Origin of the sequence: Billgrantia desiderata (genome assembly GCF_900108215.1) — a bacterium.
Lineage (GTDB): Bacteria > Pseudomonadota > Gammaproteobacteria > Pseudomonadales > Halomonadaceae > Halomonas > Halomonas desiderata.
Window position 1 is genome coordinate 110,802 of sequence record NZ_FNVC01000011.1, and the last position, 25,758, is coordinate 136,559.

Consider the following 25,758-nt stretch of genomic DNA (forward strand, 5'->3'; position numbering starts at 1 on the left):
TTCAGGTGCTTTGGCTTCAGGTGCTTTGGCTTCAGGTGCCTGGGCCTTCACCGGCTCGGCGGGTTTCTCCGCCGGCTTGTCGGTCGGCTTGGGGGCATCGGCCTTGGGTGCTTCTGCCTTGGGCGCCTGGGCGTTCTGCTCCTGGGTTTCAGGTGCTTTGGCTTCAGGTGCTTTGGCTTCAGGTGCCTGGGCCTTCACCGGCTCGACGGGTTTCTCCACCGGCTTGTCGGTCGGCTTGGGCGTTTCTGCCTTGGCCTGCTCCGCACCGGCTTCATCCTTCTGCTCGGGCGCCTCGGCCTGCAGACGCTTCTGCTCGGCTTCGGCCTGAGGATTGATGGCGTGCTGGCGCGAGCGGTTGCGCGGGTTGTTGCGCGTGCGCTTGGGCTTGCCGTCGTCGACCGGCTCTGCAGCCTGCTCGACCGGCTTCTCCTGGGGCTCTGCCTTCTGCCTGCGGGAGGCGTCGTCACGGCCACGCGGCTTGCCTTGGCGTGCTTCGTCGGTCTGCGGCTTGTCGCTGCGTGCCTGACCGCGGCCGCGTCCGCCACGGCCTTCGCCGCGACCTTCACCGCGGCCTTCGCCGCGACCTTCGCCACGGCCTTCACCGCGACCGGCAGCGCTCTCCTGGCGAGCGTCCTGACGGCCTTCGGCGCGGGCGCTCTCGCCAGCCTGCTGGCGAGGCTGCCCGCGCTGACCGCGAGGCTCGTCCTGTCCCTCGCTGCGCGAACGGCGACGCTGACGACCGTTGCGCTCGCCACGCTCGTCATCGCCGCTGCGGGCGGGGGGCGGCGGTGTGGTCGGCTTGCGTGATTCCGTCGTCGTGGCGGTGTCGCTCTCGGTGCCGCCGAGCAGCTTGGTCACGCCCTTGAACAGACGGCCGAGCACGCCGACAGCGGGTGCGGCAGCAGGTGCGGCGGCAGGAGCGGCAGATGGTTTCGCAGCCGGCTCCTGTTGCAGCGAGGCCGGCGCCGGCTCGTTGTGTATCACCGTCTTGACGGCTGCCTCGGAGCGGGCAACCGGCTTGGCGATGCTCATGTCCGGCTCCTTGCCGATGTCCGTTTCGACCGACAGCTCGAAGCTGGACTTGTCCTGATCGCCTTCCTCCTCGATATGGTCGTCGCGCAGGCGCTGCACGTCGTAGTGCGGGGTGTCCATATCGGGGTTGGGCAGGACCAGTACGCGGACGCCCTGACGCTTCTCGATGTCCGACAGGACGGCGCGCTTCTCGTTGAGCAGATAGGTGGCCACCGGTACCGGCAGGATGGCGCGAATCTGGGCGCTGCGTTCCTTCATCGCCTCTTCTTCGATCAGGCGCATGATCGACAGCGACAGCGAGCGCACGTCGCGAATGGTGCCCTGGCCGTTGCAGCGCGGGCAGACCACGCCGCTGGTCTCGCCCAGTGACGGCCGCAGGCGCTGGCGCGACATCTCCATCAGGCCGAAGCGCGAGATGCGGCCGATCTGCACCCGGGCACGGTCGAGCTTGAGCGCATCGCGCATGCGATTCTCGACCTCGCGCTGGTTGCGCGCCGGGCTCATGTCGATGAAGTCGATCACCACCAGGCCGCCGATGTCACGCAGGCGCAACTGGCGGGCGATCTCGTCGGCCGCCTCGAGGTTGGTCTGCAGCGCGGTTTCCTCGATGTCGCTGCCGCGGGTGGCGCGCGCCGAGTTGATGTCGATGGAAACCAGCGCTTCGGTATGGTCGATGACGATGGAGCCGCCGGAGGGCAGCTTCACTTCACGCTCGTAAGCGGTCTCGATCTGCGATTCGATCTGGAAGCGCGAGAACAGCGGTACTTCATCGGCGTAGAGCTTGATCTTCTGCTGGTAGGAAGGCATGACCTGGCGAATGAAGGTCAGGGCTTCCTGGTGCACTTGGGGGCTGTCGATCAGCACCTCGCCGATGTCCTGGCGCAGGTAGTCGCGCATGGCGCGGATGATCACGTTCGATTCGCGATAGATCAGGAAGGGGGCGGGGCGTTTGCCGGCCTCCTCGGTGATCGACTCCCACACCTGCACGAGATAGTCGAGATCCCACTGCAGCTCTTCGGAGCTGCGGCCGATGCCGGCGGTGCGTACGATCACACCCATCTTCTCCGGCACGGTGAGCTGGCCCATGGCCTCCTTGAGTTGGGTACGCTCGTCGCCCTCGATGCGACGCGAAATGCCACCGGCGCGGGGGTTGTTGGGCATCAGTACGAGAAAGCGACCGGCCAGGCTGATGAAGGTGGTCAGCGCCGCGCCCTTGTTGCCGCGCTCCTCCTTGTCGACCTGGACGATGACTTCCTGGCCTTCCTTGAGAACTTCCTTGATGCTGGGGCGCCCCGAGGCTTCCTTCAGGAAGTACTCGCGGGAAATTTCCTTGAGGGGGAGGAAGCCGTGACGATCGGCGCCGAAGTCGACGAAGGCGGCTTCGAGAGAGGGTTCTACACGGGTAATCTTGCCGCGGTAGATGTTGGCTTTCTTTTGCTCCCGGGCACCGGATTCGATGTCCAGGTCGTACAGGCGTTGTCCATCGACCAGCGCAACACGCAGCTCTTCCGGCTGGGTCGCATTGATGAGCATCCGTTTCATGTTGTCTCGCAATCTGGACGCGCCGGGGGGCATCGAAGAAGGCGAACCTCTGGGTGCTGCGTGCTTGTGCTCAGCGCATGTCGCGGATGCACAGTGGCGCCCGATCGTACCGGCACCGGAAGGGCCCAGCACGACATGATCATGTTGAGTACGCGGCGGAGGCAGGACATGTCTCGGTGGGGCTACTCCCATCCGGCCCTGCGGTCACCGCCAGACACCTGGCATTCATCGATTCGCCAACGCCGGCCACCGGCACGATGTTGAACGATTCCCGTGGCCACCGCTCGCCTGTGACTGATGCGAGCCGGGATCCGGGCGTGGCGTCATTACTTGTATTGCTGCAAATTCATGCGTCTATCACTCGTCGGCGGCGGGACCCATGTTCAGGGATCGTCGCGGCCCGATTTCGTCGCTCCGGCCTGCGTGTCTGTCGTGCAGGCGCCATGGGACCGAAGGGATCCATCCGAGCGAGCTGGCAATATAGCAGTAATGGCAATTCGCAGCAATTGGCGCAGCGCATCGCCGAGTACGTTAGAATGCTGGCTCACAACGGATTTTCAGCAGGAGTGTCATGGCCGAAGGTCGCGACGTACAGTGGGTGGAAGTGGGTGAAGGGCAGTCGGGCCAGCGGGTCGACAACTTTCTGATAACGCGCCTGAAAGGCGTGCCGCGAACCTTGGTCTACCGCATCGTGCGCAAGGGCGAGGTGCGGGTCAACAAGAAGCGGGTCAAGGCCGATTACCGCCTGCAGCCGGGCGATGTGGTGCGTATCCCGCCGCTGAAGCTGGCCCCGCGCGAGGCGGTCAAGCAGGTCAGCGAGGGTCTGCGCAACCTGCTGGCCGGCAGCGTGCTGGTGGAAGGCCCGGGCTGGCTGGTGCTCAACAAGCCCGCCGGGCTTCCCGTGCACGGCGGCAGCGGGGTCAAGATCGGCCTGATCGAGGCTCTGCGCCAGGTGCGCGAGGATCTCGATTTCCTCGAGCTGGTGCACCGCCTCGACCGCGACACCTCGGGCTGCCTGCTGCTGGCCAAGTCGCGTCCGGCGCTGCTTGCCCTCAACGAGGCGCTCAAGGGCCATAAGATGGACAAGCGCTACCTGGCGCTGGTGGCGGGGCGCTGGCCGGCCCGGCGCGAATTCGTCAGTGCTCGACTCGACCGCTACGATGCCGGCAACGGCGAGCGCCGGGTGCGGGTGGATGCGGCGGGCAAGGTGGCGCGCACCCGCTTTGCCGTGCGCGAGACGTTTCCCAAGGCGACCCTGATCGAAGCCGAACCGGTCACCGGGCGGACTCATCAGATACGCGTGCACGCCGCGCATGCAGGCTTCCCGCTGCTGGGTGACGACAAGTACGGCTCGCGTGAGGGTGAGGCACTGGCACGCCAGTTGGGCCTGTCGCGGCTGTTCCTGCACGCCGAGTCGCTGACCTTCCCCGAGCCGAGCAGCGGCCGGCCGGTGCAGATTCGTGCGCCCCTGCCGGAGGAGCTCGAGGCGGTGCTGTCCCGCGCTCGCGACTCCCGTTGAGCACATCTCGTCCTGGTCTCATCGATATCTGAAGCGGAGTTGTCATGCGTTACCGACTGGTGATCTTCGACTGGGACGGAACCCTGATGGATTCCGCTGCCCGAATCGTTTCCAGCATGCAGGCGGCGGCCCGCGATGCCGGCTGGGGCCATCTCGAGGCGGCGGCGGTGCGCGATATCATCGGCCTGGGGCTTCCCGAGGCCATCGATCGCCTGTGTCCGGGGATCGATGCCGAGCGCTTCGAGCTGCTGCGTAGTCGCTACGTGCACTATTTCGTCGAGGCCGATGGCACGCCGATGGCCTTCTTCGACGGCGTCGAGTCCGGCATTGCCACGCTGCGTGAGCGGCACGAGCGACGGCTGGCCGTGGCGACCGGCAAGAGCCGGCGAGGGCTCGACCGGGTCTTTCGCGAAAGTGACAGCGGCAGCTGGTTCCACGCCAGTCGCACGGCGGACGAGACCCGCTCCAAGCCGCACCCGCAAATGCTCGAGGAGCTGCTGGTGGAGCTGGGCATGCCCGTGGAGGAGGCCGTGATGGTGGGGGATACCGAGTACGACCTGGAGATGGCGCGCGCCCTGGGCATGGATCGGGTCGCCGTCACCTGGGGTGTGCATGACCCGGGACGGTTGGCGGCGAGTCGCCCTGTCTATACTGCCGGGACGGTAGGCGAACTGTTCGACTGGCTGAATCGCGAGTGATGAAAAGGAAGAAGAGTCAATGAGCGACGACAAGCGGCAAGACGACGACAAGCGCCCGGAGCGAGAAGATCGCTGGACCGAAGGGCCGCAGCTGACCCCCGAGCAGGCGCGCGAGCTGCGTCAGGCCAAGACCGAGAAGCCGGCGCCGCCTGCCGAAAGTGCCGAGGTGCTGCGTGAGCGGCAGCGCCTGGCACAGCAGGAGATGCTCGATCGCTGGATCGGCGGCGTGCTGACGGAGCAACGTCGTTCGCGGCGCTGGAAGCTGTTCTTTCGCTTCTTCTTTGCCGCGCTGATCCTGGCCTCGCTGGCCACCAGCTTCTACAGCCTGTTCGGTACTGGCGTGCGCGAGCCCGAGCGACAGCACCTGGGCGTGGTGACCGTGCGCGGCGTGATCGACGGTGAGTCCCCGGCCAGCGCCGAGCGCATCATCGAAGGGCTCAACCGTGCCTGGGATGCCGACAATGCCGCTGCCGTGGTGCTGCACATCGACAGTCCGGGCGGCAGCCCGGTGCAGTCCCAGCGTGTCTACCAGGAGATCATGCGGCTGCGCGAAGAGGGCGACAAACCGATCATCGCGGTGATCGAGGACGTCGGCGCCAGCGGTGCCTACTACATGGCGGCAGCGGCCGATGAGATCATTGCCGCGCCGGCCAGCCTGGTGGGATCGATCGGCGTCATTTTCGCCAGCTTCGGCTTCGAGGAGGCGATCGACAACCTCGGGATTGAACGGCGCATCTTCGTCAGCGGTGAGAACAAGGGCTTCCTCGACCCCTTCTCGCCGGTGCGACCGGAGGAGCGCGAGTTCTGGCAGACGGTGATGGATACCACCCATGGCCAGTTCATCGAGGCGGTGCGGCTGGGCCGGGGCGATCGTCTGGTGGAGGACGAGCGGCTCTTCAGCGGACTGATCTGGAGCGGTCAGCAGGCGTATGAGCTGGGTCTCATCGACGGGATCGGCAGCCTCGACGCCCTGAGTCGCGAGCTGTTCGGCGAGGTGCGCCTGCACGACTACACGCCGCGGCTGGATCCCTTCGAGCGGCTGACCCGTCAGTTCGGCCGGGTCGCCGCCGAATGGATGGGTGTGCCCGCCAGCCGTTCGCCGGTGCGCTACCAGCTGCCCTGATCGCCCAATGGGTCGAGGCCCGCTTCGCGCAGCAGGGCACACAGACGAATCAGCGGCAGGCCGATGAGGGTGTTGGGGTCGTCGCCCTCGAGTTTCTCGAACAGGGCGACGCCCAGCCCCTCCATGCGAAAGCTGCCGGCGCTGTCCAGCGGGCGCTCGCGCTCCACGTAGCGGGCGATCTCGTCATCGCCGAGGCGCCTGAACACCACGTCATAGCGCTCATGACAGACCCGGTGGCTCGCCCGGCGGGTGTCGATCAGGGCCAGGCCGGTGAGGAAGGTCACGCGTTGACCGGAAAAGCGCGCGAGCTGGGCGCGGGCCGTGGCTTCGTCGCCTGGCTTGCCGAGTATCTCGCCGCCGAACACGGCGACCTGATCCGAGCCGATGATGAGATGGTCGGAGTACCGTTCGGCCACGTGGCTGGCCTTGGCCAGTGCCAGGCGGTGCACCAGCGCTTCCGGCGTTTCACCGGCGCGTGGCGTTTCGTCGACGTCGGGGCTGACCCACGCATAGGGCAGGCCCAGGCGATCGAGCAGTTGGCGGCGCCAGGGGGAGCCGGAGGCGAGGACGAGTCGTGGCATGGTGCGCTCCTGCAGTAGATGATGCGAACCTTTGGCGGGCTCGAAGAGAGGGGTATTGTAACTCGCTGACATGGCGTCTTTGACAGGGGCATGGGGAGTGCCTATCATTGCGCGCCTATGTTGACCTCACGACTTCCCAACAAGGTCGAGCCCTACCGGCTCGCCGCTCGTGCCGAAAGCCTCTCGGGGCTGATGGCGCTCGACCAGTTCGAGCGTCTTGCCGCCCAGGTGGGCGAGCAGGCGGGCGACTGCCAGGTGTGGCTCGACTTCGGCATCGATGCCCAGGGGCGCCGTGAGATTCGCGGCCGTCTCGAGGCCGAGCTGCAGCTGCCCTGCCGGCGCTGCCTGGAGCCGATGCCTCAGCGCGTCGAGAGCGAGTTCCTGCTGGGAATGGTCTCGAGCGATGCGCTGGCGGCAGAGCTGCCGAGCACCCACGAGCCGGTGCTGGTGGAAAACGAACAGCTGAACCTGCTGGAGGTGGTGGAGGATGAGTTGATCCTCAGTCTGCCCCAGGTGGTTTACCACGACGAGGCGCATTGCCGTGTCTCGCGCGACCAGCTGAGCAGCGGCGAGGAGCTCGTGGAGAACGAGCCTGCTCCCGCGAGTCCTTTCGAGGTGCTGCGCCGCCTCAAGGACAAATCCTGATTGTTTATCGTCTCACTTCGGAGTGACACCCATGGCAGTTCAACAGAATCGTAAGACTCGTTCCAAGCGCGGCATGCGTCGCAGCCATGACGCCCTGAGCGCACCGACCCTGTCCCAGGACAAGGAAACCGGCACCACTCACCTGCGTCACCACGTCTCCCCCGACGGTTTCTACCGCGGTCGCAAGGTAGTCGACGTCTAAGTCGATCCGCCTCGATGACCATCGGCACCTGAACGTGCGGATTGCCATCGATACGATGGGCGGAGATGCAGGCCCTGCCGCCGCCGTACAGGGGGCGGCTGCCGCCGTGCTGGCGAGGCCTGGATTGCAGGCCGATCTGTTCGGACCGGGCGACCGACTGTCAGACGAGCTCAAGAACCTGCCGCGGCATCTTGCTGCGGCCGGTTCGCATCTGTCCGTTCATCATGCACCGAGCCTGATTCGACAGGACCAGCGTCCCACCGACGCGCTTCGGCGCGGCGGCGAGACGAGCATGGCGATGATGCTGAAGCACGTAGCTGCCCGGGGCTCCGTGGCCGGTGTCAGTGCCGGCAACACCGGTGCGCTGATGGCGCTGGCCAGGCGCGAACTGGGCACCGTGGCGGACATTCCGCGTCCGGCCATCTGCACCGCCATACCCACGCGCGGCGACGGGCGCTGCTATCTGCTGGACCTGGGGGCCAATGTCGATGTCTCTGCGGGGCGGCTGGTGGACTTCGCACGTATGGGCGAAGTGATGGCGCGCCATGTGGATGGCATCGCCGCACCGCGGGTGGCGCTGCTCAACGTCGGTAGCGAGGGGACCAAGGGCAGCAACGCAGTGCGCGAGGCGGATGCGCTGCTGGCCGAAGTCGACGCGTTGAACTATATCGGCTTTGTCGAGGGCGACGGCATCTTCGCCGGCTTGGCCGATGTGGTGGTATGCGATGGTTTCGTCGGCAATGCGGTGCTCAAGGCCAGCGAAGGCCTGGCGCGCATGCTGATCGAAAGGGTACAGGCGACCTTCGACTCGCATTGGAGCAGTCGCCTGGTCGGAATGCTGGCGAGGCCGGCGTTGCGTCGGCTGAAGAGCGAGCTGGATCCGGTGCGTTACAATGGCGCCAGCCTGCTGGGGCTCGATGGCATTGTGATCAAGAGCCATGGCAGTGCCGATGCCACCGGCTTTTCCTATGCTGTGCTGCGGGCCGCGCAGGAGGTCAGTCGAGACCTGCCCGCCCGACTCGCTCTCGAGTTGGGCGGTCGCAACTGACAGCACTCAACAAATGGTGAACGACATGACTCAACCCCTTGCCCTCGTCTTTCCCGGGCAAGGCTCCCAGCAGGTAGGCATGCTGCGGGAGCTGGCCGAACGCTACAGCGTGGTACGGACGACCTTCGAGGAGGCCGCCGACGCGCTGGGCTATGACCTGTGGAAGGTGGTCCAGGAGGGGCCGGATGAGGCGCTCAATGCCACCGCCTGCACCCAGCCTGCACTGCTGACGGCCAGCGTTGCCATCTGGCGTGTCTGGCAGGAGCTGGAGGGGCCTCGCCCCGGTGCCATGGCCGGTCATAGCCTGGGTGAGTACAGTGCCATGGTCTGCGCCGGTGTGATGAGCTTCGCCGACGGTGTGCGTCTGGTGCGTCTGCGTGGCGAAGCGATGCAGGAGGCGGTGCCGGCCGGGCGGGGGGCGATGGCCGCCATTCTCGGCCTCGACGATGCCATCGTTGAAACCGCCTGTGCCGAAGCGGCGCAAAATGAGGTGGTGGCGGCCGTGAACTACAATTCCCCGGGGCAGGTGGTGATCGCCGGTGACAAGGCGGCCGTCGAACGCGCCATTGCCCTGTGCCAGGAGGCGGGCGCCAAGCGTGCCATGCCGCTGCCGGTTTCCGTACCCTCGCACTGCGATCTGATGCGTCCGGCGGCGGAGCGCCTCAAGGCAGCCATGGCCGACCTCGACATGCGTGCGCCGCGCTACACCGTGTATCAGAACGTCGATGCCCAGGCGCATGCCGATGTCGAGACCCTGCGCACGCGTCTTGTCGAGCAGCTCTATCAGCCGGTGCGCTGGACCTCTTGCGTCGAGGCGATGGTGGCGGGTGGCGCCGAGGTCTTCATCGAGTGCGGTCCGGGCAAGGTGCTGACCGGGCTGGGCAAGCGCATCGCCAAGAGCAGCAAGGGGCTGGCGGTGAACGATCCCGACAGCCTCGAGGCGGCGCTCGGCCTGGCGCGCGAGACGCTCGGGCAGTAAAGGCTGCGCGAAACCGAAGGCCGGCGGAGAAGCGGCCTGAACGACAAGCAGGGGCAGGAGCCCCAGGATTCAACAGCATTCGGAGCGGGAACAGGTTATGACCAGCGAACGCAGAATCGCCCTGGTGACCGGCGCCAGTCGTGGCATCGGTCGGGCCATCGCCCATGAGCTCGGCCGTCAGGGGCGCGTGGTGATCGGAACGGCAACCACCGAGTCCGGCGCTGCCAAGATCGATGAGGATCTTCGCGCCCATGGTATCGAGGGGGCCGGCAGAGCCCTGGACGTCACCGATCAGGCCAGTGTCGATGCGCTGGTGAAAGCGATCACCGAGGAGTTCGGTGCGCCCACCATTCTGATCAACAATGCCGGCATCACCCGCGACAATCTGCTGATGCGCATGAAGGAAGAGGAGTGGGACTCGGTTCTCGATACCAACCTCAAGTCGGTCTATCGCGTCACCAAGGCGTGTCTGCGCGGCATGACCAAGGCCCGTTTCGGCCGTATCGTCAGCATCAGCTCGGTGGTGGCGACCATGGGCAATCTCGGCCAGACCAACTATGCTGCCGCCAAGGCGGGCATGGAGGGGTTCACCCGTGCGCTGGCGCGTGAAGTGGCGTCCCGGGCCATCACCGTCAATGCGGTGGCGCCGGGCTTCATCGCCACCGACATGACCAGCGCTCTGCCCGAAGAGCAGCATCAGGCGTTGATGACGCAAATCCCTCTGGCGCGCCTGGGCGAGCCCGAGGAAATTGCCGCTGCCGTCGGCTTTCTGACAAGCGAGGGCGCCGGCTACATTACCGGTGAAACGCTGCAGGTCAACGGCGGCATGAACATGCGTTGAAGCTCCTGCCGGTCGGCGGTTGCGCCGACAGGGGGGGGTCTATAAACTACCCGCAGCTTGAGTTTGCGGACCAATGGCTGGTCATCTGAACGGCTAACTTGAACGACTGGAGTACGTATAAAATGAGCACCATCGAAGAGCGCGTGAAGAAGGTTGTGGCCGAGCGCCTGAACGTCAAGGAAGAGGATATCCAGAACAGCTCCTCCTTCACCGAGGACCTTGGCGCTGATTCCCTGGATACCGTCGAGCTGGTCATGGCGCTCGAAGAGGAATTCGATACCGAAATTCCCGATGAGGAAGCCGAGAAGATCACCACCGTTCAGGAAGCCATCGATTACGTCAACGCCCATCAGTGAGGATGCGCTAGTCGCCGCTTGCTGAGGTGTAGGGCCGTTCTCAAGGCCCTGGAAAGCCGTCCTGAGTCCCAGGGCGGCTTTTGCTTTACGTAAAGGCCGCGCTGCCCAAGCAGTGAGCATGTCCGGTATAATGCGCGCAAAGACGACCTGCGGAAGGGTCGTGTCATCAAGGTTGTCTGGGAGGAATACTGATGGCTCGTAGAGTTGTGGTGACCGGGCTGGGGCTGGTCACGCCGGTGGGCAACACGGTCAAGGAGAGCTGGGAAAACATCCTGGCCGGCAAGAGCGGCATTGCTCCCATCGAGCATTTCGATGCCAGCAGCTTCAACACCCGCTTCGGTGGCTCGGTCAAGAACTTCGACATCAGCCCGTACCTGAATCCCAAGGATGCGCGCAAGATGGACCTGTTCATCCAGTACGGGGTGGCAGCAGGCGCTCAGGCCATCAGCGATGCCGGTATCGAGTGTACCGACGAGAACGCCGAGCGTATCGGCGTGGCCGTCGGCTCCGGCATCGGCGGTCTGCCGATGATCGAACAGAACCACAATGCCCTCAACAAGGGTGGGGCGCGTCGCGTGTCGCCGTTCTTCGTGCCCGGCTCGATCATCAACATGATTTCCGGCAACCTGGCCATCCAGCATGGCTTCAAGGGTCCGAACATTGCCATCACCACGGCCTGTACCACCGGTACCCACAATATCGGCTATAGCGCGCGCACCATCGCCTATGGCGACGCCGACGTAATGATCTGCGGTGGAGCCGAGATGGCCACCACTCCGCTGGGGCTGGGTGGGTTCTCCGCGGCTCGCGCCCTGTCGACCCGCAACGACGACCCGCAGGCCGCCAGCCGTCCCTGGGATCGCGATCGCGACGGCTTCGTGCTCTCCGACGGGGCCGGCATCCTGGTACTCGAGGAGTACGAGCATGCCAAGGCGCGCGGCGCCCGCATCTACGCCGAGCTGACCGGTTTCGGCATGAGCGACGACGCCTTCCACATGACGGCACCGCCGGAGGACGGCAGCGGGGCGGCGCTCTCCATGCGCAACGCCATCCGCGATGCCGGTATCGACCCTTCGGCGGTCGACTACATCAATGCCCACGGCACCTCGACTCCGGCAGGGGATCTGGCCGAGAGTCGGGCCATCAGGAAGGTGATGGGGGCGGCGGCCGATGGTGTCGCGGTGAGCTCCACCAAGTCGATGATCGGCCACCTGCTGGGTGCGGCCGGTGCCGTCGAAGCGGTGTTCTGCATCCTGGCCATCCGCGATCAGGTAGCGCCGCCGACGATCAACCTGGACAACCCGCAGGAAGGCTGCGACCTGGATTACGTGCCGCACACGGCACGCGAGCGGAAGATCGACGTGGCGCTGTCGAATTCGTTCGGCTTCGGTGGCACCAACGGCACTCTGGTCTTCTCTCGGCTGCGCTGAGCCGGGGCGTCTCGAGCGAGTGACATGACCCGGCCGCAAGCAGAGGCATGGGTGCCGATCGACGACCGCGGCCTCGCCTATGGCGACGGGGTGTTCGAGACGGTGCTGGTGAGGGACGGGATGCCGCTGCTGTGGCCGCAACACATGCAGCGGCTGGCCGAGGGCTGTCGCCGGCTCGGCATTCCCATGCCCGCGTCCGGCACGCTCGACATGTTGCCGGCCCAGACCGGGCCGGGACTGAAGGTACTCAAGCTGATCGTGACCCGAGGCGGGGGCGGACGTGGCTACCAGACGCCCGCTGAGCCTGAGCCGCGGCTGCTGTGGCAGGCCACCGATTTCACGCCCCAGCCACGACGCTGGTGGGATGGCGTGAGGGTTCGCCACTGTCGGCTGCGGTTGGGCATGCAGCCGCTGCTGGCCGGAATCAAGCATCTCAACCGGCTCGAGAACGTGATGGCTCGCCGCGAGTGGAACGATGCCGACGTTGCCGAGGGGCTGCTCTGCGACAGCCAGGGCCGGCTGGTCGAGGCCACCAGCATGAACCTGTTCTGGTTGCGCCAGGGGCGACTGGAAACGCCGCAATTGAACGCCTGCGGCGTGGCGGGAACGCTGCGCGCGGCGCTGATGCAGCGTTTGTCCATTGCAGAGGTCTCAGTGGGGCCGCAGGTGCTGGAGGATGCCGAGGCGGTGTGGCTCGGCAATTCGGTTCAGGGGCTCTGGCCGGTGGCGCGGTTGGACGACGCCGATGGCAATCCGCTGCGGCAATGGCTTCTCGGTGACGCTCATCGAGGGTTGCAGGGCGAGGCCCATGCACTGCTGGGCTATCCCACCGCTCCCACTCGTTGAGGCATGCCGCTGGTGCTGCCGAACGGGGCGCGCAGGCGATACCCATGCAGTCTCCGGGCTGCGCTTTGCATATCAAGACAGGTAGGTAGCGAGGAAAGCGCATGCTGCGTTTGCTGAAATTTTTGCTGGTTCTGCTGGTAGTGGCGGCCGTGGCGGCATTTGCCGGCTATCGCTATTGGGAAAGCCGCCTCGAGGCGCCCATTGCGGTGGAAGAGAACACGCTCTACGAAGTGCCGCGAGGCGCGGGCTACAACCGGGTAGTGACGGACCTGGCGGCGCGCGGCGTGATCGAGGACGAATGGGCCTTTCGCCTGTTGACCCGTCTCGAACCGGAGGCGATCCCGCGGCTGCGCAGCGGCGAGTATCTGCTCGAGCCGGGCATGAGCGGGCGTGAGCTGATCGAACTGCTCGGCAGCGACCGGGTCGTGACCTATCCGTTGACGATCCCGGAAGGGTGGACCTTCCGTCAGATGCGCGCTCGTCTCGATGCCGCTCCCAAGCTGGAGAATCTCACCCAGGGCCTCAGCGACGAGGAGGTCATGGCGCTGTTGGAGCGCGAGGGACGCCACCCAGAGGGCTGGTTCTTTCCCGACACCTATCGCTACCACAAGGGCATGAGCGATCTCGATATACTGCGGCAGGCGCTAGCACGCATGGAGCAGGTGCTGGAAGAGGTGTGGGAAGGTCGCAGCGACGACCTGACCATCGAGTCGCCCTACGAGGCGTTGATCATGGCCTCGCTGATCGAGCGCGAGACCGGTGCTCCCGAGGAGCGACGCGAGATCGCCGGGGTATTCAAGCGGCGCATGCAAACCGGCATGCGCCTGCAGACCGACCCCACCGTGATCTACGGCATGGGCGAACGCTATGAGGGGCGTATCACCCGGGCGGACCTGCAGGAAGCCACGCCCTACAACACCTACGTGATCAACGGGCTGCCGCCGACGCCCATCGCCATGCCCGGCCGCGCCTCGCTGGAGGCTGCCGTCGACCCGCTGCCCGGCGACACCTACTATTTCGTTTCGCGTGGCGATGGCACCCACCACTTTTCACGTACGCTGCGTGAACACAACAATGCCGTGAACCGCTACATCCGCAATCGCTGAGCAGCGATTGCGCTATGCAGAGCGGAGCACGGCAGGCGGCACAGGAGCCCCCAATGCGACAGCGTGGACGTTTCATCACCCTGGAAGGCGGCGAGGGCGTCGGCAAGTCGACCAACCTCGAATGGGTGGCCCAGTGGCTGGTGGCGCGCGGCGTCGAGGTCGTGCGCACTCGCGAGCCGGGCGGTACGCCACGGGCCGAGGCCATGCGGGAGCTGCTGCTCTCGCCGCAGGCCGACGAACCTCTCGATGCCGATGCCGAACTGCTGCTGGTGTTCGCCGCCCGCGCCCAGCACCTGGCCCAGCGCATTCGCCCTGCGCTCGAGCGCGGTGCCTGGGTGCTGTGCGACCGCTTCACCGATGCCACCTTTGCCTATCAGGGCGGCGGACGTGGCATCGAGCCGGATCGTATCGCCGAGCTGGAGCGCTTCGTCCAGCGTGGCCTCGAGCCCGATCTGACCCTGCTGCTCGACATGCCCGTCGCCGCTGCGCAGCGGCGCTTGCAAGGGCGTCTGACGGCCAGCGGCGACAGTCGCGATCGCTTCGAACAGGAGCAGGCCTCGTTCTTCGAGGCCGTACGCCAAGCCTACCTGGCGCGGGCCGCCGCGGCACCCCAGCGCATGGCAGTGATCGATGCCGATGCGCCCCTCGACACCGTGCAGGCGCGTCTCTCGGCCTGCCTGGAAGCGAGAGTGAGCGCATGGCTGTGAGCGACCCGGCGACATCGCTGCTGCCCTGGCATGCTCCGCTGTGGCAGCAGTTCCTCGCGCTGCATCGCAGTGGGCGGCTGCCCCACGCCATGCTGCTCTCGGGGCCTCGCGGTGTCGGCAAGCAGCGCTTCGCCGAGGCGCTGCTCGGCTACCTGCTGTGTGCCTCGCCGGGCGAGACGGCCTGTGGCCGGTGTCATGGCTGTCATATGCTGGCTGCCGGCTATCATCCCGATCTGCTGCGCGTTTCACCGGAGGAGGGCAAGCGGCAGATCCGTATCGATCCGATCCGTGAGGTCAATGCCTTCGTCTCCCAGACGGCCCAGCAGGGCGGCCACCGGGTGATCGTGCTCTCACCGGCGGAGGCGATGAACGTGGCGGCGGCCAATGCGCTGCTCAAGAGCCTGGAGGAGCCGGGCGCGCGCACCCAGTTCTTGCTGCTGGCCGACGTCCCCTCGCGCATGCTGGCCACCATTCGCTCCCGCTGTCAGCACTGGAGTCTGCCGCTGCCCGAGCACGAGCAGAGCATCGAGTGGCTGGCCAAGTCGCTGGGGGGGCGTGATGAAGCGGAGTTCTGGCTACAGGTAGCGGGAGGCTTGCCGCTGCTAGCCGCGGAGCTGGCCACTCCTGACTCACGCGCGCTGCGCAAACAGCTGCACGAGACCTTCGATGCCCTGGTGCGTGGTGCCGAGCCGGTAGCGGAGGCAGCCCGTCTCGACCGCCAGTCCCTCGAGTCGATACTATGGTACGGTATTGCCTGGCTCGAAGACTTGATTCGCCTGGGCCTGTCGGGGGAGTCGGCGGCAGTGCGCAATCCCGATCTCCTTCCGCTCTACCGTCAGGCGGTCAAGAATGCCCGGGTGCAGGACTGGTTCCGGCTGCTGGATTTCGCCCGGGAGCAGCGCCGCCTGCTGGCGGCGGGCGGCAACCCCAACCCCCAGCTGGTCCTCGAGGCCTGGCTGGTACGCTGGTCGACCCTGCTGCGCTCGTGAAGCAGGGTAAGGGAGAGACACATGGCACCGCAGAAGGCCCTGTCGCTGACCATTCAGGACGAGCAGACCCTGCTCTCCGCCTATATGCCGCTGCTCGAACGGGGCGGCATCTTCGTACCCACGCGCGAGCGCTACGAGCTGGGCCAGGAAGTCTACCTGCTGCTGACCCTGCCCGGCGAAAGCGAGCGGGTGCCGGTGACCGGTCAGGTCGTGTGGGTATCGCCCGACGGCGTGGCGGGAAGACGGGTGCCGGGGATCGGCATCCACTTCAGCCCCGAGGATCATGTCGTGCGCGACCGTATCGAGACGCTGCTGGCCGGGCAACTGGACAAGGGGTCGTCGAGCTATACGCTTTAGCAGACCGTCGTGCTCGACGGTCAAGCCCGACTACTGCCGCGTGGGCTCGCCGCAAGCGCTACAGCTGGCGCAATAGCCAATCGCTCCTGCCATTCACTGGATGAGTTTGACACCGCATGTTCGTGGATTCCCACTGTCACCTGGACCGCCTCGACCCCGCTACCCACAACGGCAACCTTGCCGACGCCCTGGCCGCCGCTCGGGCCCGTGACGTAGGCCAGTTCCTCGCCGTTGCCGTCACGCTCGATGACATGCCGACTCTCGCCGCCATTGCCCGCGAGCACGACGACGTGGCGATCTCCGCCGGCGTGCATCCGCTGCATCTGCTGGAGCGCGAGCCGGAGATCGATACCATCAAGGAGGCCGCGGAGCACTTCGGCGCGGTGGCCATCGGCGAGTGCGGTCTGGACTATCATTATCTCGACAAGACCCCGGAGCGGGTGCCGTCGCGGGAAGTGCAGCGCGAGCGCTTCCGGCGTCAGCTGGTGGCCGCCACCGAACTCGAACTGCCAGTGATCGTGCATACCCGCGACGCCCGCGAGGAGACGCTGGAACTGATACGCGAGCACAGCGATCCGGCCATCGGCGGGGTGCTGCACTGCTTCACCGAGGATCTCGAGATGGCACGGGAGGCGGTGCGCCACGGCTTCTACATCTCGCTGTCGGGTATCGTCACCTTCCGCAACGCCGAATCGCTGCGTGAAGTGGCGCGCCGGGTACCCCTGGACCGACTGCTGATCGAGACCGACAGCCCCTACCTGGCGCCGGTGCCGTATCGCGGCAAGCCCAACGAACCGGCCTGGGTGGTGGAGGTCGCCGAATGCATCGCCGAAGCGCGGGGCATCAGCGTCGAGGAGGTCGCCATGCAGACCACGGCCAACTTCTACCGCCTGTTCCGTGGTGCGGCGCCCGAGCCCAGCGACGAGACGCGCGACATCCTGGCCCGAGCCGGCCTGGTGTAGCAGGAAGAGGGAGCTTCATGTCGAAGGGGGGCGTATGAACCTGGACCCACTGCTCAATCACGTCGAGCCCGATGGCGCCATTCCCCCGCTGGAGCGCTGGCAGCCGGGGCAGGCAGGCGACATGGACCTGGAGATCGCCGCCGACGGGCGCTGGTTCCATGAAGGCAGTGAAATGACACGGCCGCGCCTGGTTCGCCTGCTCTCGACGCTGCTGCGGCGTGAGGAGGATGGCGAATACTATCTGGTCACGCCGGTGGAAAAGCAGCGCATTCGCGTGGTCGACCGCCCCTTCGTGGTGGTGGATGCCGACTACGACGAGGCCGCGGGCTGCTGGTGGCTGACCACTCATGCCGGCGACCGCCTGCGGCTGGATGAAACGCATCGGCTGAGACTCAGTGCCACCCCCGAGGGTGCCCAGGTGCCCGAAGTGCCGGTGCGCTTCGGTCTCGCGGCGCGCCTCGGGCGCAACGTCTATTACCGTCTGGTGGAAGCTGCCGAACAGCGCCCCAGGAGCGACGGCAGCACCGAGCTCGGCCTGACCAGTGCCGGGTGCTGGCAGCCTCTGGGCGAACTGCCCGCCGAGGCCTCGTGAGGCTGACCGCGGAGCAGCGTGCCGTCGTCGAACACGGCGCCGGACACGCCAGGGTATCGGCGGTGGCGGGCGCCGGCAAGACGACCACGCTGGTCGCTCGCGTGCTGCACCTGCTGGAGCAGGGCGTACCGGCGCAGCGCATCCTGGTGCTGATGTTCAACCGCTCGGCGCGCGAGGACTTCCAGCGCAGGCTGATCGAGATGGCACCCACCGGTCAGCGTCTGCCCGACGTACGTACCTTCCACTCCCTCGGCCACCGCCTGACCCAGAGCCTGACCCGCTGGGGCGCGCTGGCCCCACGCCGATTGATTTCCGCCGACTGGCAGGTGGAGCGTCTGCTGCGCCAGGCGACCCTGGAGGTGCTGGAGGACGGCGAGCGGCGTGACATGGCCCTCGAGGGCGATACCCTGGAGGCGTTGGCGCACTTCTGCGGCCTGGTCAAGGCCGAGATGCTTCCTGCCGCCACGCTGCTCGAGCGGCTCGACCTCGACGAGGGCTGCGAGCACTTCGCCGCAGCTTTCGAGCGTCTCGAGGCGCTGCTCGCCGAGCATGGCCTGATGACCTACTCCGACCTGCTCTACCGTCCGCTGCGGGCGTTGGAAACCGACTCCGCCCTGGTCGGAAGGGTGGTGGGCTATCTCGACCAGGCGATCGTCGACGAGTATCAGGACATCAATCAGGCCCAGTTGCGCCTGTTGGCCCTGCTGGCGGGGCGCAGCGCGGACGTCATGGCCGTGGGCGATGCCAACCAGTGCATCTACGAATGGCGTGGCGCGCATCCCGATACCATGCGCGAGCACTTCAGCGCTACCTTCGGCGCGGCGACCGACTATCCGCTCTCGACCACCTTCCGCCATGGCCACTCGCTGGCGCTGCTGGCCAACCATGCCATCGCCGCCAACCGGCGAAGGCCCGACCAGCTGTGTCTGGCCGCTCCCGACAACCCGGTCACCGAGATTGCCGTCGAGCAGGGCAAGGCAGCGCTGTTGGCGACCCTGGAGCGTTGGCGGCAGGGCGGCAGGGCGCTGAGCGAGGCATGCCTGCTGGTGCGCAGCTGGGCGCTGTCGGTGCCCGTGCAACTGCAACTGCTGCAGGCCGGCATTCCGTTCCGCCTGGCCCGCGAGGATCGCTTCGTCTTTCGCCTGCCGCTGGTGCAGGCGCTGGCCGGCTACCTGCGGCTTTCGCAAACGCCGGCGCTGCTGCACGACCCGGGCCATCTGTTGCGCTTGTTGGAGCAGCCGACCCCCTTCGTGGCCCGCGAACGTCTGGCGGCGCTGGCCCAGCGCCTGGCCCATACGCAGCAGTACCCCGAGCGGGACGATCCCCTGCTGGCCGGACTCAAGCCGATGCAGCGGCGCAACCTCAAGCGGCGCTGGACGCTGCTGTGCGAGCTGCCGCGTCTCGGTGCCTGGCCCCCGGCCCGGCTGCTGGCGCATGTGGTCGATGCGCTGGATGCCGAAAAGGTGCTCAAGCGAGCCGCCGCAAGGCGCGAGAAGGGCGAAGAGGACGTGCGCCTGCTCGACGTGCTGGTGGAGCAGGCAGGGGAGACCTCGGATATCGAGGCCTTCATCGAGCTGCTCGAGCGGCCCGTCGAGAATCGCGACGACGGCGTCCTGATCACCACCGTGCACGGGGCCAAGGGGCTCGAATGGCCGCTGGTCATGGTGGCCGGCGTCAACGAGGAGGACTTTCCTCATTACAGTCGCGACAACCCCTTGTCGGCGGAGCGGCTGGAAGAGGAGCGGCGGCTGTTCTACGTGGCCGTGACCCGGGCGCGGGAGCATCTGCTGCTGCTGCACGACAGCGGTGACCATCGCCCCAGCCGTTTCATCGGCGAGACGCAGTGGCTGGAATGCCGGCAGGTCGCTGCCCGGCTGGCGGCAGCGCAGGAGACGTCGGCTCCGCTCGGCGTGACGTCGCCCGACCTGGTATCGCGTTATCTCGCTGCCCTGGGGCGAGACGAGATAGCGCTGGTGCCACGTGAGCCCACACTGGCCGAGCCCACCGCCGGCTATGCGGTTCAGCGTTATCGCCCCGGGCTGCGGCTTCGCCATGCGGTGTTCGGCGAGGGTGAGGTAGTGGTGGTGGAGGGCAATCCAGACGATCCTGTAATCGAGGTAAACTTCATACAGGCCGGCCGGCGCCGGCTGCTGGCGTGCCGCGCTCCCATCGAGATATTGGCTGCCGAGGCCGCCACTTCCTAGTTGGCTCCCAAGGAGCGCTAGCTGGCCCAAGGAGAACATGCATGAGACAGGTACTGATCACCGCCACGGAGCTGGTGCAAGCGCTGGAACAGGAAGGAGCACCGCAGGTATTCGACTGTCGCGCAAGACTGGGTGATCTCGATGCCGGTCGCCGCCTGTGGGAGGCAGGCCACGTGCCGGGCAGTCTACATCTCGACCTCGATCGTGACCTGGCGGCCGAGCCTGGCGCCGGCGGTCGACATCCCTTGCCGTCTGCCGATGACTTTGCCGCCACCCTGCGGCGCCTGGGTGTGACCCCGCAGCGCCCCGTCGTGGTACTCGACGACATGGGCGGACAGCTGGCGGCGTCGCGGGCGTGGTGGATGCTGGCCATCTGGGCCGGGCACCCCGACGTGCGTGTGCTCGACGGTGGGCTGAAGGCCTGGCAGGAGGCGGGCGGTGAGCTGGTGCTTGGCCAGGAGCCGCTGCCCGAGCCGAGCCAGTGGCAACCAATCTTCGACGACAGCGCACGTATCGCCGCCGACGAGGTGTTTTCGGGGCGCGAGCTCAAGGTGGACGCCCGCAGCGAGGAGCGCTATCGCGGCGAAGCGGAGCCCATCGATCCGGTCGCCGGCCACATTCCCGGGGCAGTGTGCCGTCCCAGTGCCGCCAATCTCGCCGACACCGGCCGCTTCAAGGCGCCAGAGGCGCTGGAGGCCGAGCTGCCGAGGGCCGAGGCCATCGTGGCCTACTGCGGTTCCGGGGTTACTGCCTGCCACAACATCCTTGCCTATGCCGTTGCCGGACGTACCCTGCCACGACTCTATGCGGGCTCCTGGAGCGAGTGGGTTCGCGATCCGTCCCGGCCGGTGGCACGCTCAGGAAGAGGGAACGCTTGAATCCCCCCGCGGCTGGCATGTACCGTCAGCCGCTGGTTCAATGGAGATGACACAGAATGGAAATCTGGGGAGAGAACAACATGAATTTTGCTCTCATCGGCGCTGCGGGATATATCGCGCCTCGCCATATGCAGGCGATCAAGGATACGGGACATGACCTGGTGGCGGCCTACGACCTCAACGATTCGGTCGGCATCATCGACTCGATCTCGACCGACTGCTCGTTCTTTACCCAGTTCGAATACTTTCTCGAACATGCGTGGCGGCTCAAGCGGCAGGGCGACAGGGCGGTCGACTACTGGGTGGTCTGCTCACCCAATCACTTCCATAGCGCACACATCACGGCCGGGTTGCATCTCGGCTGTGACGTGATCTGCGAGAAACCCCTGGTCTCGACCCCGGCCCAGCTCGACGAATTGCGCTGCGTCGAAGAGGAGACCGGGCGTCGCGTCTACAGCATCATGCAACTGCGCCACCACCCGGCCATTCACGAGCTCAGGGACAAGGTGATCGCCGAGCAGCGCGACGGTCAGTACGAGGTCGAGCTGACCTACATCACCGCACGGGGCCCGTGGTACCTGGCCAGTTGGAAGGGCGATCCGCGCAAGTCGTTCGGTGTGATGGCAGAGATCGGCATCCACTTCTTCGACATGCTGCACGTGATCTTCGGCGAGCTGAAGCGCATGGTGCTGCACTACCATGACGAGCACAAGGCCGCCGGCTATCTCGAATACGAGAAGGCCAAGGTGCGCTGGTTCCTCTCCATCGACGCCGAGGATCTGCCCGAACGCGTGCGCGGTCAGCACTCCACCTATCGCAGCATCAGCTGCGACGGCGAGGAGTTCGAGTTCTCCAGCGGCTTCACCGACCTGCACACCGTGAGTTACCGCGAGATCCTTTCCGGCCGCGGCTTCGGCATCGAGACCGTCCGGCACTGCCTGGAGACCGTCTATCAGCTGGGCCAGGCGACTCCGGAGGCACCGAGAGAAGGCGAGGCCCATCCCCAGCTTTCCCGTATCGTCCCGGCCCGTGCGGCCGGTGCAACGGCACAGGGGTGAGGGGCTGCCTGTGAACTTCATCGATCTTGCCGCGCAGCAGGCGCGCATCAAACCTCGACTGGATGCTGCCATTCAGGGCGTACTGGCTCATGGCCGCTACGTCATGGGGCCGGAAGTGGCCGAGCTGGAGCGTCGCCTGGCCGACTATGTCGGCGTGCCACACTGCATCGGCTGTGCCAACGGCACCGATGCGTTGCAGATCGCTCTGATGGCGCTCGATATCGGAGCGGGGGACGAAGTGATCGTACCCGGCTTCACCTTCATCGCCAGCGCCGAGAGCGTGGTGCTGGCCGGCGCCAGGCCGGTCTTCGTCGATATCGATCTCTACACCTATCTGATCGATCCCGAGGCTGTCGAGGCGGCGATCACCCCGCGCACCCGTGCCATCATGCCGGTCTCGATGTTCGGCCAGTGCGCCGACATGGAAGCCATCGGGGCGCTGGCCCGTCAGCATGGCCTGGCGGTGGTGGAGGATGCTGCGCAGAGCTTCGGCGCCACCCGTCACGGACGACGCTCCTGCGGGCTGTCGCATATTGCCTGCACCAGCTTTTTCCCCAGCAAACCGCTGGGCGCCTACGGCGACGGCGGTGCGGTGTTCACCGACGACGGCGAGCTTGCCGAGAAGGTGCGCCTCGTTGCCCGTCATGGCGAAGCGCGCCGTTATCATCACACCCGGGTTGGCATGAACAGTCGCCTGGATACCCTCCAGGCTGCCATCCTGCTGGCCAAGCTCGAGCTGTTCGACGAGGAGGTGACGCTCCGACAGCAGGTGGCCGAGCGCTACGCTGCGCTGCTGGCCGAGACCGGCGTCGTCGACGCGCCTTGCCTGGCGCCCGGCAACACCAGCGTGCATGCGCAGTACAGCATTCGCGTACCGCGACGCGACGACGTTCAGGCGAAGCTTGCCGACAGCGGGATCCCCACGGCGGTGCATTATCCGCTACCGCTCAACCATCAGCCCGCCGTGGCCGATCTCGACTGCAGCCTGCCGGTCACCGAGACGGTATGTCAGGAGATTCTGAGTCTTCCGATGCACCCCTACCTCGAGGCGGGGCAGCAGCGGCAGGTGGTCGAGGCGCTGGTGAAAGTGCTGGGTTGAAGAGATGGTACAGGTAAAGGAATGAAGAAAAGGGCGTGCCGTGTGGCACGCCCTTCTCGTCGGCTGCAGCTCAGCAGCGGAGCCGTCACTTACATATTGGGATAGTTGGGCCCGCCGCCGCCCTCCGGCGCCACCCAGCGAATGTTCTGCGCCGGGTCCTTGATGTCGCAGGTCTTGCAGTGCACGCAGTTCTGGAAGTTGATCTGGAAGCGCGGCTTGCCGTCGTCGTCCTCGACCACCTCGTAGACCCCGGCCGGGCAGTAGCGCTGGGCCGGCTCGGCGTACTTGGGCAGGTTCTCGCGAATGGGGAGCTCCGGGTCCAGCAGCTGCAGATGGCTCGGCTGATCCTCCTCGTGGTTGGTGTTGGACAGGAACACCGAGGAGAGCTTGTCGAAGGAGAGCTTGCCGTCGGGTTTGGGGTAGTCGATCTTCTCGAACTCGGCGGCCGGCTTGAGAGCGGCATGATCCGGAGTGGTGTCGTGCAGATTGGGCAGCTTGCCACCCAGCAGCTGATTGACGAAGTTGTAGGCGCCGCCGCCCACGGTGCCGTACTTGTGGATCGCCGGGCCGAAGCTGGCGGTTTCCTTGAGCTCGGCGTAGGCCCAGCTCGCTTCCCACTTCTCGTTGAAGGCGGTCAGTTCCCGGCCGCCTTCATCGCCGGCGGCAATCGCTTCGAACACCGCTTCGCCGGCCACCAGGCCGGACTTCATCGCCGTATGCAGGCCCTTGATCTTGGCGAAGTTGAGCGTGCCGGCATCGCAGCCGATCAACAGGCCGCCGGGAAAGGTCATCTTCGGCAGGCAGTTGAGGCCGCCTTTGGTGATGGCCCGCGCGCCGTAGGCCACGCGCTTGCCACCCGCGAGGTGCTTGGCCAGTACCGGATGGTGCTTCATGCGCTGGAACTCGTCGAACGGCGAGAGCCAGGGATTCTGGTAGGAGAGGTCCATGATCAGACCGACCACTACCTGATTATTCTCGGCGTGATAGAGGAACCAGCCGCCGTGGGTGTCCTTGGCCAGCGGCCAGCCCGAGCCGTGCAGGACCAGCCCCGGTTCGTGCTGCTCGGCGGGAATGTCCCACAGCTCCTTGAGGCCGATGCCGTAATGCTGGGGATCGCGGCCCTCATCGAGCTTGAAGCGCGAGATCAGACTCTTGCCCAGATGGCCGCGTGCGCCTTCGGCGAACAGGGTGTACTTGGCGCGCAGCTCCATGCCCGGGGTATAGCTGTCCTTGGGGGTGCCGTCGGCGGCCACGCCCATGTCGCCGATGAGGATGCCGCGTACCGTGCCGTCCTCGTCGTGCAGCACTTCCTGGGCAGCGAAGCCGGGGAACACCTCGACGCCCAGCCCCTCGGCCTGCTCGGCCAGCCAGCGGCACAGGTTGCCGGCGCTGATCACGTAGCGCTTCATGTCGCCGCCGGTGTTGTGCATGCTCTTGGGTACCAGGGCATTGGGCAGCTTATGAGCCTTTTCGGCATCCTTGAGCAGGTAGACCTCATCGCGGGTGGCGGGGGTGGTCAGCGGAGCGCCACGCTCTTCCCAGTCGGGGAACAGCTCGGCCAGCGCGCGGGGCTCGAACACGGCGCCCGAGAGGATGTGGGCGCCGACCTCGGAGCCTTTTTCCACCACGCACACCGTCAGCTCCTGACCGGCCTCGCCCGCCTGCTGCATCAGGCGGCAGGCGGCCGACAGCCCGGAAGGGCCGGCACCGACGATCACCACGTCGAAATCCATCGAATCGCGTTCTACTTGCTCAGACATCCACTCGTTCCTCCCTCGGCTTCGGCGTCGGATGACTACCACCAACGTCGAAAGAAAATAAAACGGTCGTTTGCTTCTCGATATTCTCCATGATAGGCATAATAAACGACTCAGGATACCCCTACGATGCCTATGTGCTACGTTTCCACGCTTCGGCCTGCAGCAAGGGGATTGTTGCCGACGTCGTGGCTATGGCACATTGGCAGGGTTTTTTGATTCGGCACCTATCAAACGCTTGAATGAAACGGTATGCCCTGGAATGCGCTGAGGCATGCTGACAGAATCGCGGAGTCGTTGATCTTCCCGGCACGCCATGGGTGTCAGCGAGTCCCTAACGAAAAGGTTCACCCATCGAACCAAGCGAGGACACCATGAAAGTACTCGTCGCGGTCAAACGCGTCATCGACTACAACGTCAAGATCCGCGTCAAGGCGGATCACTCCGACGTCGACCTCACCAACGTCAAGATGGCCATGAACCCCTTCTGCGAGATCGCCGTGGAAGAGGCGGTACGGCTGAAGGAGCGCGGGGTCGCCACCGAAGTGGTCGCCGTGACCATCGGTCCCAAGGCCGCCCAGGAGCAGCTGCGCACCGCGCTGGCGCTGGGCGCCGACCGGGCCATTCATGTCGAGACCGAAGAGCGCGTCGAGTCGCTGGCCGCGGCCAAGCTGCTGGCCAAGGTGGTAGAAGAGGAGCAGCCGGGGCTGGTCATTCTCGGCAAGCAGGCCATCGACACCGACAACAACCAGACCGGCCAGATGCTGGCCGCGCTGGCTGGCCTGCCCCAGGGCACCTTCGCCTCCGAGGTGGTGGTCGAAGGCGACAAGCTGCAGGTGACCCGCGAGATCGACGGCGGCCTGCAGACCGTTTCGCTTTCCCTGCCGGCCATCGTCACCACCGACCTGCGCCTCAACGAGCCGCGCTACGCCAAGCTGCCCGACATCATGAAGGCCAAGAAAAAGCCGCTGGACGTCAAGAGCCCGGCCGACCTCGGCGTCGAGGTGACCAGCAAGCTCACGCTGCTCAAGGTCGAATCGCCGGCCGAGCGCAAGGGCGGCATCAAGGTGGGCTCCGTCGACGAGCTCGTGGACAAGTTGAAGAACGAAGCCAAAGTGATTTGAGGGAGCCGATCGCATGAGCATCCTGGTTTTAGCAGAACATCATGACGGCCAGCTCGCCGGTGCCACCGCCCACGTGGTGGCTG

The 25,758-nt window shown here is 66.0% G+C and carries 25 protein-coding genes; 22 read left to right on the top strand and 3 right to left on the bottom strand.

Annotated features, from left to right (window positions below):
• Nucleotides 1-2,574, bottom strand: a 2,574-nt coding sequence (gene rne, locus C4S71_RS11910; protein WP_200825287.1) for a ribonuclease E, incomplete at its 3' end; no start/stop codon positions are given.
• Nucleotides 2,575-3,145: 571 nt separating this feature from the next.
• On the opposite strand from rne, the gene C4S71_RS11915 reads away from it, so the two are divergent.
• Genes C4S71_RS11915 through sppA form a run of 3 tightly spaced genes read left to right on the top strand, consistent with a single transcriptional unit; the run spans nt 3,146 to nt 5,914 of the window.
• The gene (locus C4S71_RS11915) at nt 3,146-4,093 is read left to right on the top strand and encodes an RluA family pseudouridine synthase (protein ID WP_086508371.1); all 948 of its coding nucleotides are present in this window, start codon (nt 3,146-3,148) and stop codon (nt 4,091-4,093) included.
• A 44-nt stretch (nt 4,094-4,137) separates the two neighbouring features.
• Nucleotides 4,138-4,791: an HAD family hydrolase gene (locus tag C4S71_RS11920; protein WP_086508370.1), complete on the top strand. Its 654-nt coding sequence runs from the start codon at nt 4,138-4,140 to the stop codon at nt 4,789-4,791.
• Between the two features lie 19 nt (nt 4,792-4,810).
• Nucleotides 4,811-5,914, top strand: coding sequence for a signal peptide peptidase SppA (gene sppA, locus C4S71_RS11925; protein WP_103969253.1), 1,104 nt, complete (start codon nt 4,811-4,813; stop codon nt 5,912-5,914).
• Here sppA and C4S71_RS11930 read toward each other — a convergent pair.
• Nucleotides 5,899-6,495: a Maf family protein gene (locus C4S71_RS11930; protein WP_103969254.1), complete on the bottom strand. Its 597-nt coding sequence runs from the start codon at nt 6,493-6,495 to the stop codon at nt 5,899-5,901. The genes sppA and C4S71_RS11930 overlap by 16 nt on opposite strands.
• Nucleotides 6,496-6,612: 117 nt before the next feature.
• Between C4S71_RS11930 and C4S71_RS11935 the strand changes: the two genes are divergently transcribed.
• The 18 genes from C4S71_RS11935 to C4S71_RS12020 all read left to right on the top strand — a co-directional run bounded on the left by C4S71_RS11935 (nt 6,613) and on the right by C4S71_RS12020 (nt 22,794).
• Nucleotides 6,613-7,140: a YceD family protein gene (locus tag C4S71_RS11935; RefSeq protein WP_086508367.1), complete on the top strand. Its 528-nt coding sequence runs from the start codon at nt 6,613-6,615 to the stop codon at nt 7,138-7,140.
• 31 nt (nt 7,141-7,171) lie between these two features.
• On the top strand, nt 7,172-7,342 hold the full coding sequence (rpmF, locus tag C4S71_RS11940) for a 50S ribosomal protein L32 (protein ID WP_010627954.1): 171 nt from the start codon (nt 7,172-7,174) through the stop codon (nt 7,340-7,342).
• A gap of 34 nt (nt 7,343-7,376) precedes the next feature.
• Nucleotides 7,377-8,390 (top strand): phosphate acyltransferase PlsX, encoded by a 1,014-nt coding sequence (gene plsX / locus C4S71_RS11945; RefSeq protein WP_086508366.1) that lies wholly within the window; start codon nt 7,377-7,379, stop codon nt 8,388-8,390.
• Nucleotides 8,391-8,415: 25 nt separating this feature from the next.
• On the top strand, nt 8,416-9,369 hold the full coding sequence (fabD, locus tag C4S71_RS11950) for an ACP S-malonyltransferase (protein WP_086508372.1): 954 nt from the start codon (nt 8,416-8,418) through the stop codon (nt 9,367-9,369).
• A 97-nt stretch (nt 9,370-9,466) separates the two neighbouring features.
• Nucleotides 9,467-10,210, top strand: coding sequence for a 3-oxoacyl-ACP reductase FabG (fabG, locus tag C4S71_RS11955; protein ID WP_010627957.1), 744 nt, complete (start codon nt 9,467-9,469; stop codon nt 10,208-10,210).
• A 122-nt stretch (nt 10,211-10,332) separates the two neighbouring features.
• The gene (gene acpP, locus C4S71_RS11960) at nt 10,333-10,566 is read left to right on the top strand and encodes an acyl carrier protein (RefSeq protein WP_008956801.1); all 234 of its coding nucleotides are present in this window, start codon (nt 10,333-10,335) and stop codon (nt 10,564-10,566) included.
• 188 nt (nt 10,567-10,754) lie between these two features.
• A complete protein-coding gene (fabF, locus tag C4S71_RS11965) occupies nt 10,755-11,996 on the top strand; it encodes a beta-ketoacyl-ACP synthase II (RefSeq protein ID WP_422666851.1) in 1,242 nt (413 codons plus the stop codon).
• A 24-nt stretch (nt 11,997-12,020) separates the two neighbouring features.
• Nucleotides 12,021-12,842 (top strand): aminodeoxychorismate lyase, encoded by an 822-nt coding sequence (pabC, locus tag C4S71_RS11970; RefSeq protein ID WP_103969256.1) that lies wholly within the window; start codon nt 12,021-12,023, stop codon nt 12,840-12,842.
• Nucleotides 12,843-12,943: 101 nt separating this feature from the next.
• Nucleotides 12,944-13,948 carry an endolytic transglycosylase MltG gene (gene mltG, locus C4S71_RS11975; RefSeq protein WP_103969257.1) on the top strand — a complete coding sequence of 335 codons (1,005 nt, stop codon included), beginning with the start codon at nt 12,944-12,946 and terminating at the stop codon, nt 13,946-13,948.
• A gap of 53 nt (nt 13,949-14,001) precedes the next feature.
• The gene (tmk, locus tag C4S71_RS11980; protein ID WP_103969258.1) at nt 14,002-14,655 is read left to right on the top strand and encodes a dTMP kinase; all 654 of its coding nucleotides are present in this window, start codon (nt 14,002-14,004) and stop codon (nt 14,653-14,655) included.
• Nucleotides 14,646-15,644: a DNA polymerase III subunit delta' gene (locus C4S71_RS11985; protein WP_103969259.1), complete on the top strand. Its 999-nt coding sequence runs from the start codon at nt 14,646-14,648 to the stop codon at nt 15,642-15,644. The genes tmk and C4S71_RS11985 overlap by 10 nt, the downstream gene beginning before the upstream one ends.
• A 21-nt stretch (nt 15,645-15,665) precedes the next feature.
• A complete protein-coding gene (locus C4S71_RS11990) occupies nt 15,666-16,001 on the top strand; it encodes a PilZ domain-containing protein (RefSeq protein ID WP_086508360.1) in 336 nt (111 codons plus the stop codon).
• A 116-nt stretch (nt 16,002-16,117) separates the two neighbouring features.
• On the top strand, nt 16,118-16,963 hold the full coding sequence (locus C4S71_RS11995; RefSeq protein WP_103969260.1) for a TatD family hydrolase: 846 nt from the start codon (nt 16,118-16,120) through the stop codon (nt 16,961-16,963).
• Between the two features lie 34 nt (nt 16,964-16,997).
• Nucleotides 16,998-17,555: a DUF1285 domain-containing protein gene (locus C4S71_RS12000; RefSeq protein ID WP_086508358.1), complete on the top strand. Its 558-nt coding sequence runs from the start codon at nt 16,998-17,000 to the stop codon at nt 17,553-17,555.
• A complete protein-coding gene (locus tag C4S71_RS12005) occupies nt 17,552-19,759 on the top strand; it encodes an ATP-dependent helicase (protein WP_103969261.1) in 2,208 nt (735 codons plus the stop codon). Before C4S71_RS12000 ends, C4S71_RS12005 begins: the two co-directional genes overlap by 4 nt.
• A gap of 41 nt (nt 19,760-19,800) precedes the next feature.
• Entirely contained in the window at nt 19,801-20,637 is an 837-nt protein-coding gene (locus C4S71_RS12010; RefSeq protein WP_103969262.1) for a sulfurtransferase, read from the top strand.
• Nucleotides 20,638-20,717: 80 nt separating this feature from the next.
• A complete protein-coding gene (locus C4S71_RS12015) occupies nt 20,718-21,695 on the top strand; it encodes a Gfo/Idh/MocA family oxidoreductase (RefSeq protein ID WP_234245511.1) in 978 nt (325 codons plus the stop codon).
• Nucleotides 21,696-21,705: 10 nt separating this feature from the next.
• On the top strand, nt 21,706-22,794 hold the full coding sequence (locus tag C4S71_RS12020) for a DegT/DnrJ/EryC1/StrS family aminotransferase (RefSeq protein WP_103969264.1): 1,089 nt from the start codon (nt 21,706-21,708) through the stop codon (nt 22,792-22,794).
• Nucleotides 22,795-22,883: 89 nt separating this feature from the next.
• Here C4S71_RS12020 and C4S71_RS12025 read toward each other — a convergent pair whose 3' ends face one another.
• Nucleotides 22,884-24,554, bottom strand: coding sequence for an electron transfer flavoprotein-ubiquinone oxidoreductase (locus tag C4S71_RS12025; protein WP_103969265.1), 1,671 nt, complete (start codon nt 24,552-24,554; stop codon nt 22,884-22,886).
• A gap of 371 nt (nt 24,555-24,925) precedes the next feature.
• Between C4S71_RS12025 and C4S71_RS12030 the strand changes: the two genes are divergently transcribed.
• Nucleotides 24,926-25,675: an electron transfer flavoprotein subunit beta/FixA family protein gene (locus C4S71_RS12030; RefSeq protein ID WP_086510233.1), complete on the top strand. Its 750-nt coding sequence runs from the start codon at nt 24,926-24,928 to the stop codon at nt 25,673-25,675.
• The last annotated feature ends 83 nt before the right edge of the window (nt 25,676-25,758 follow it).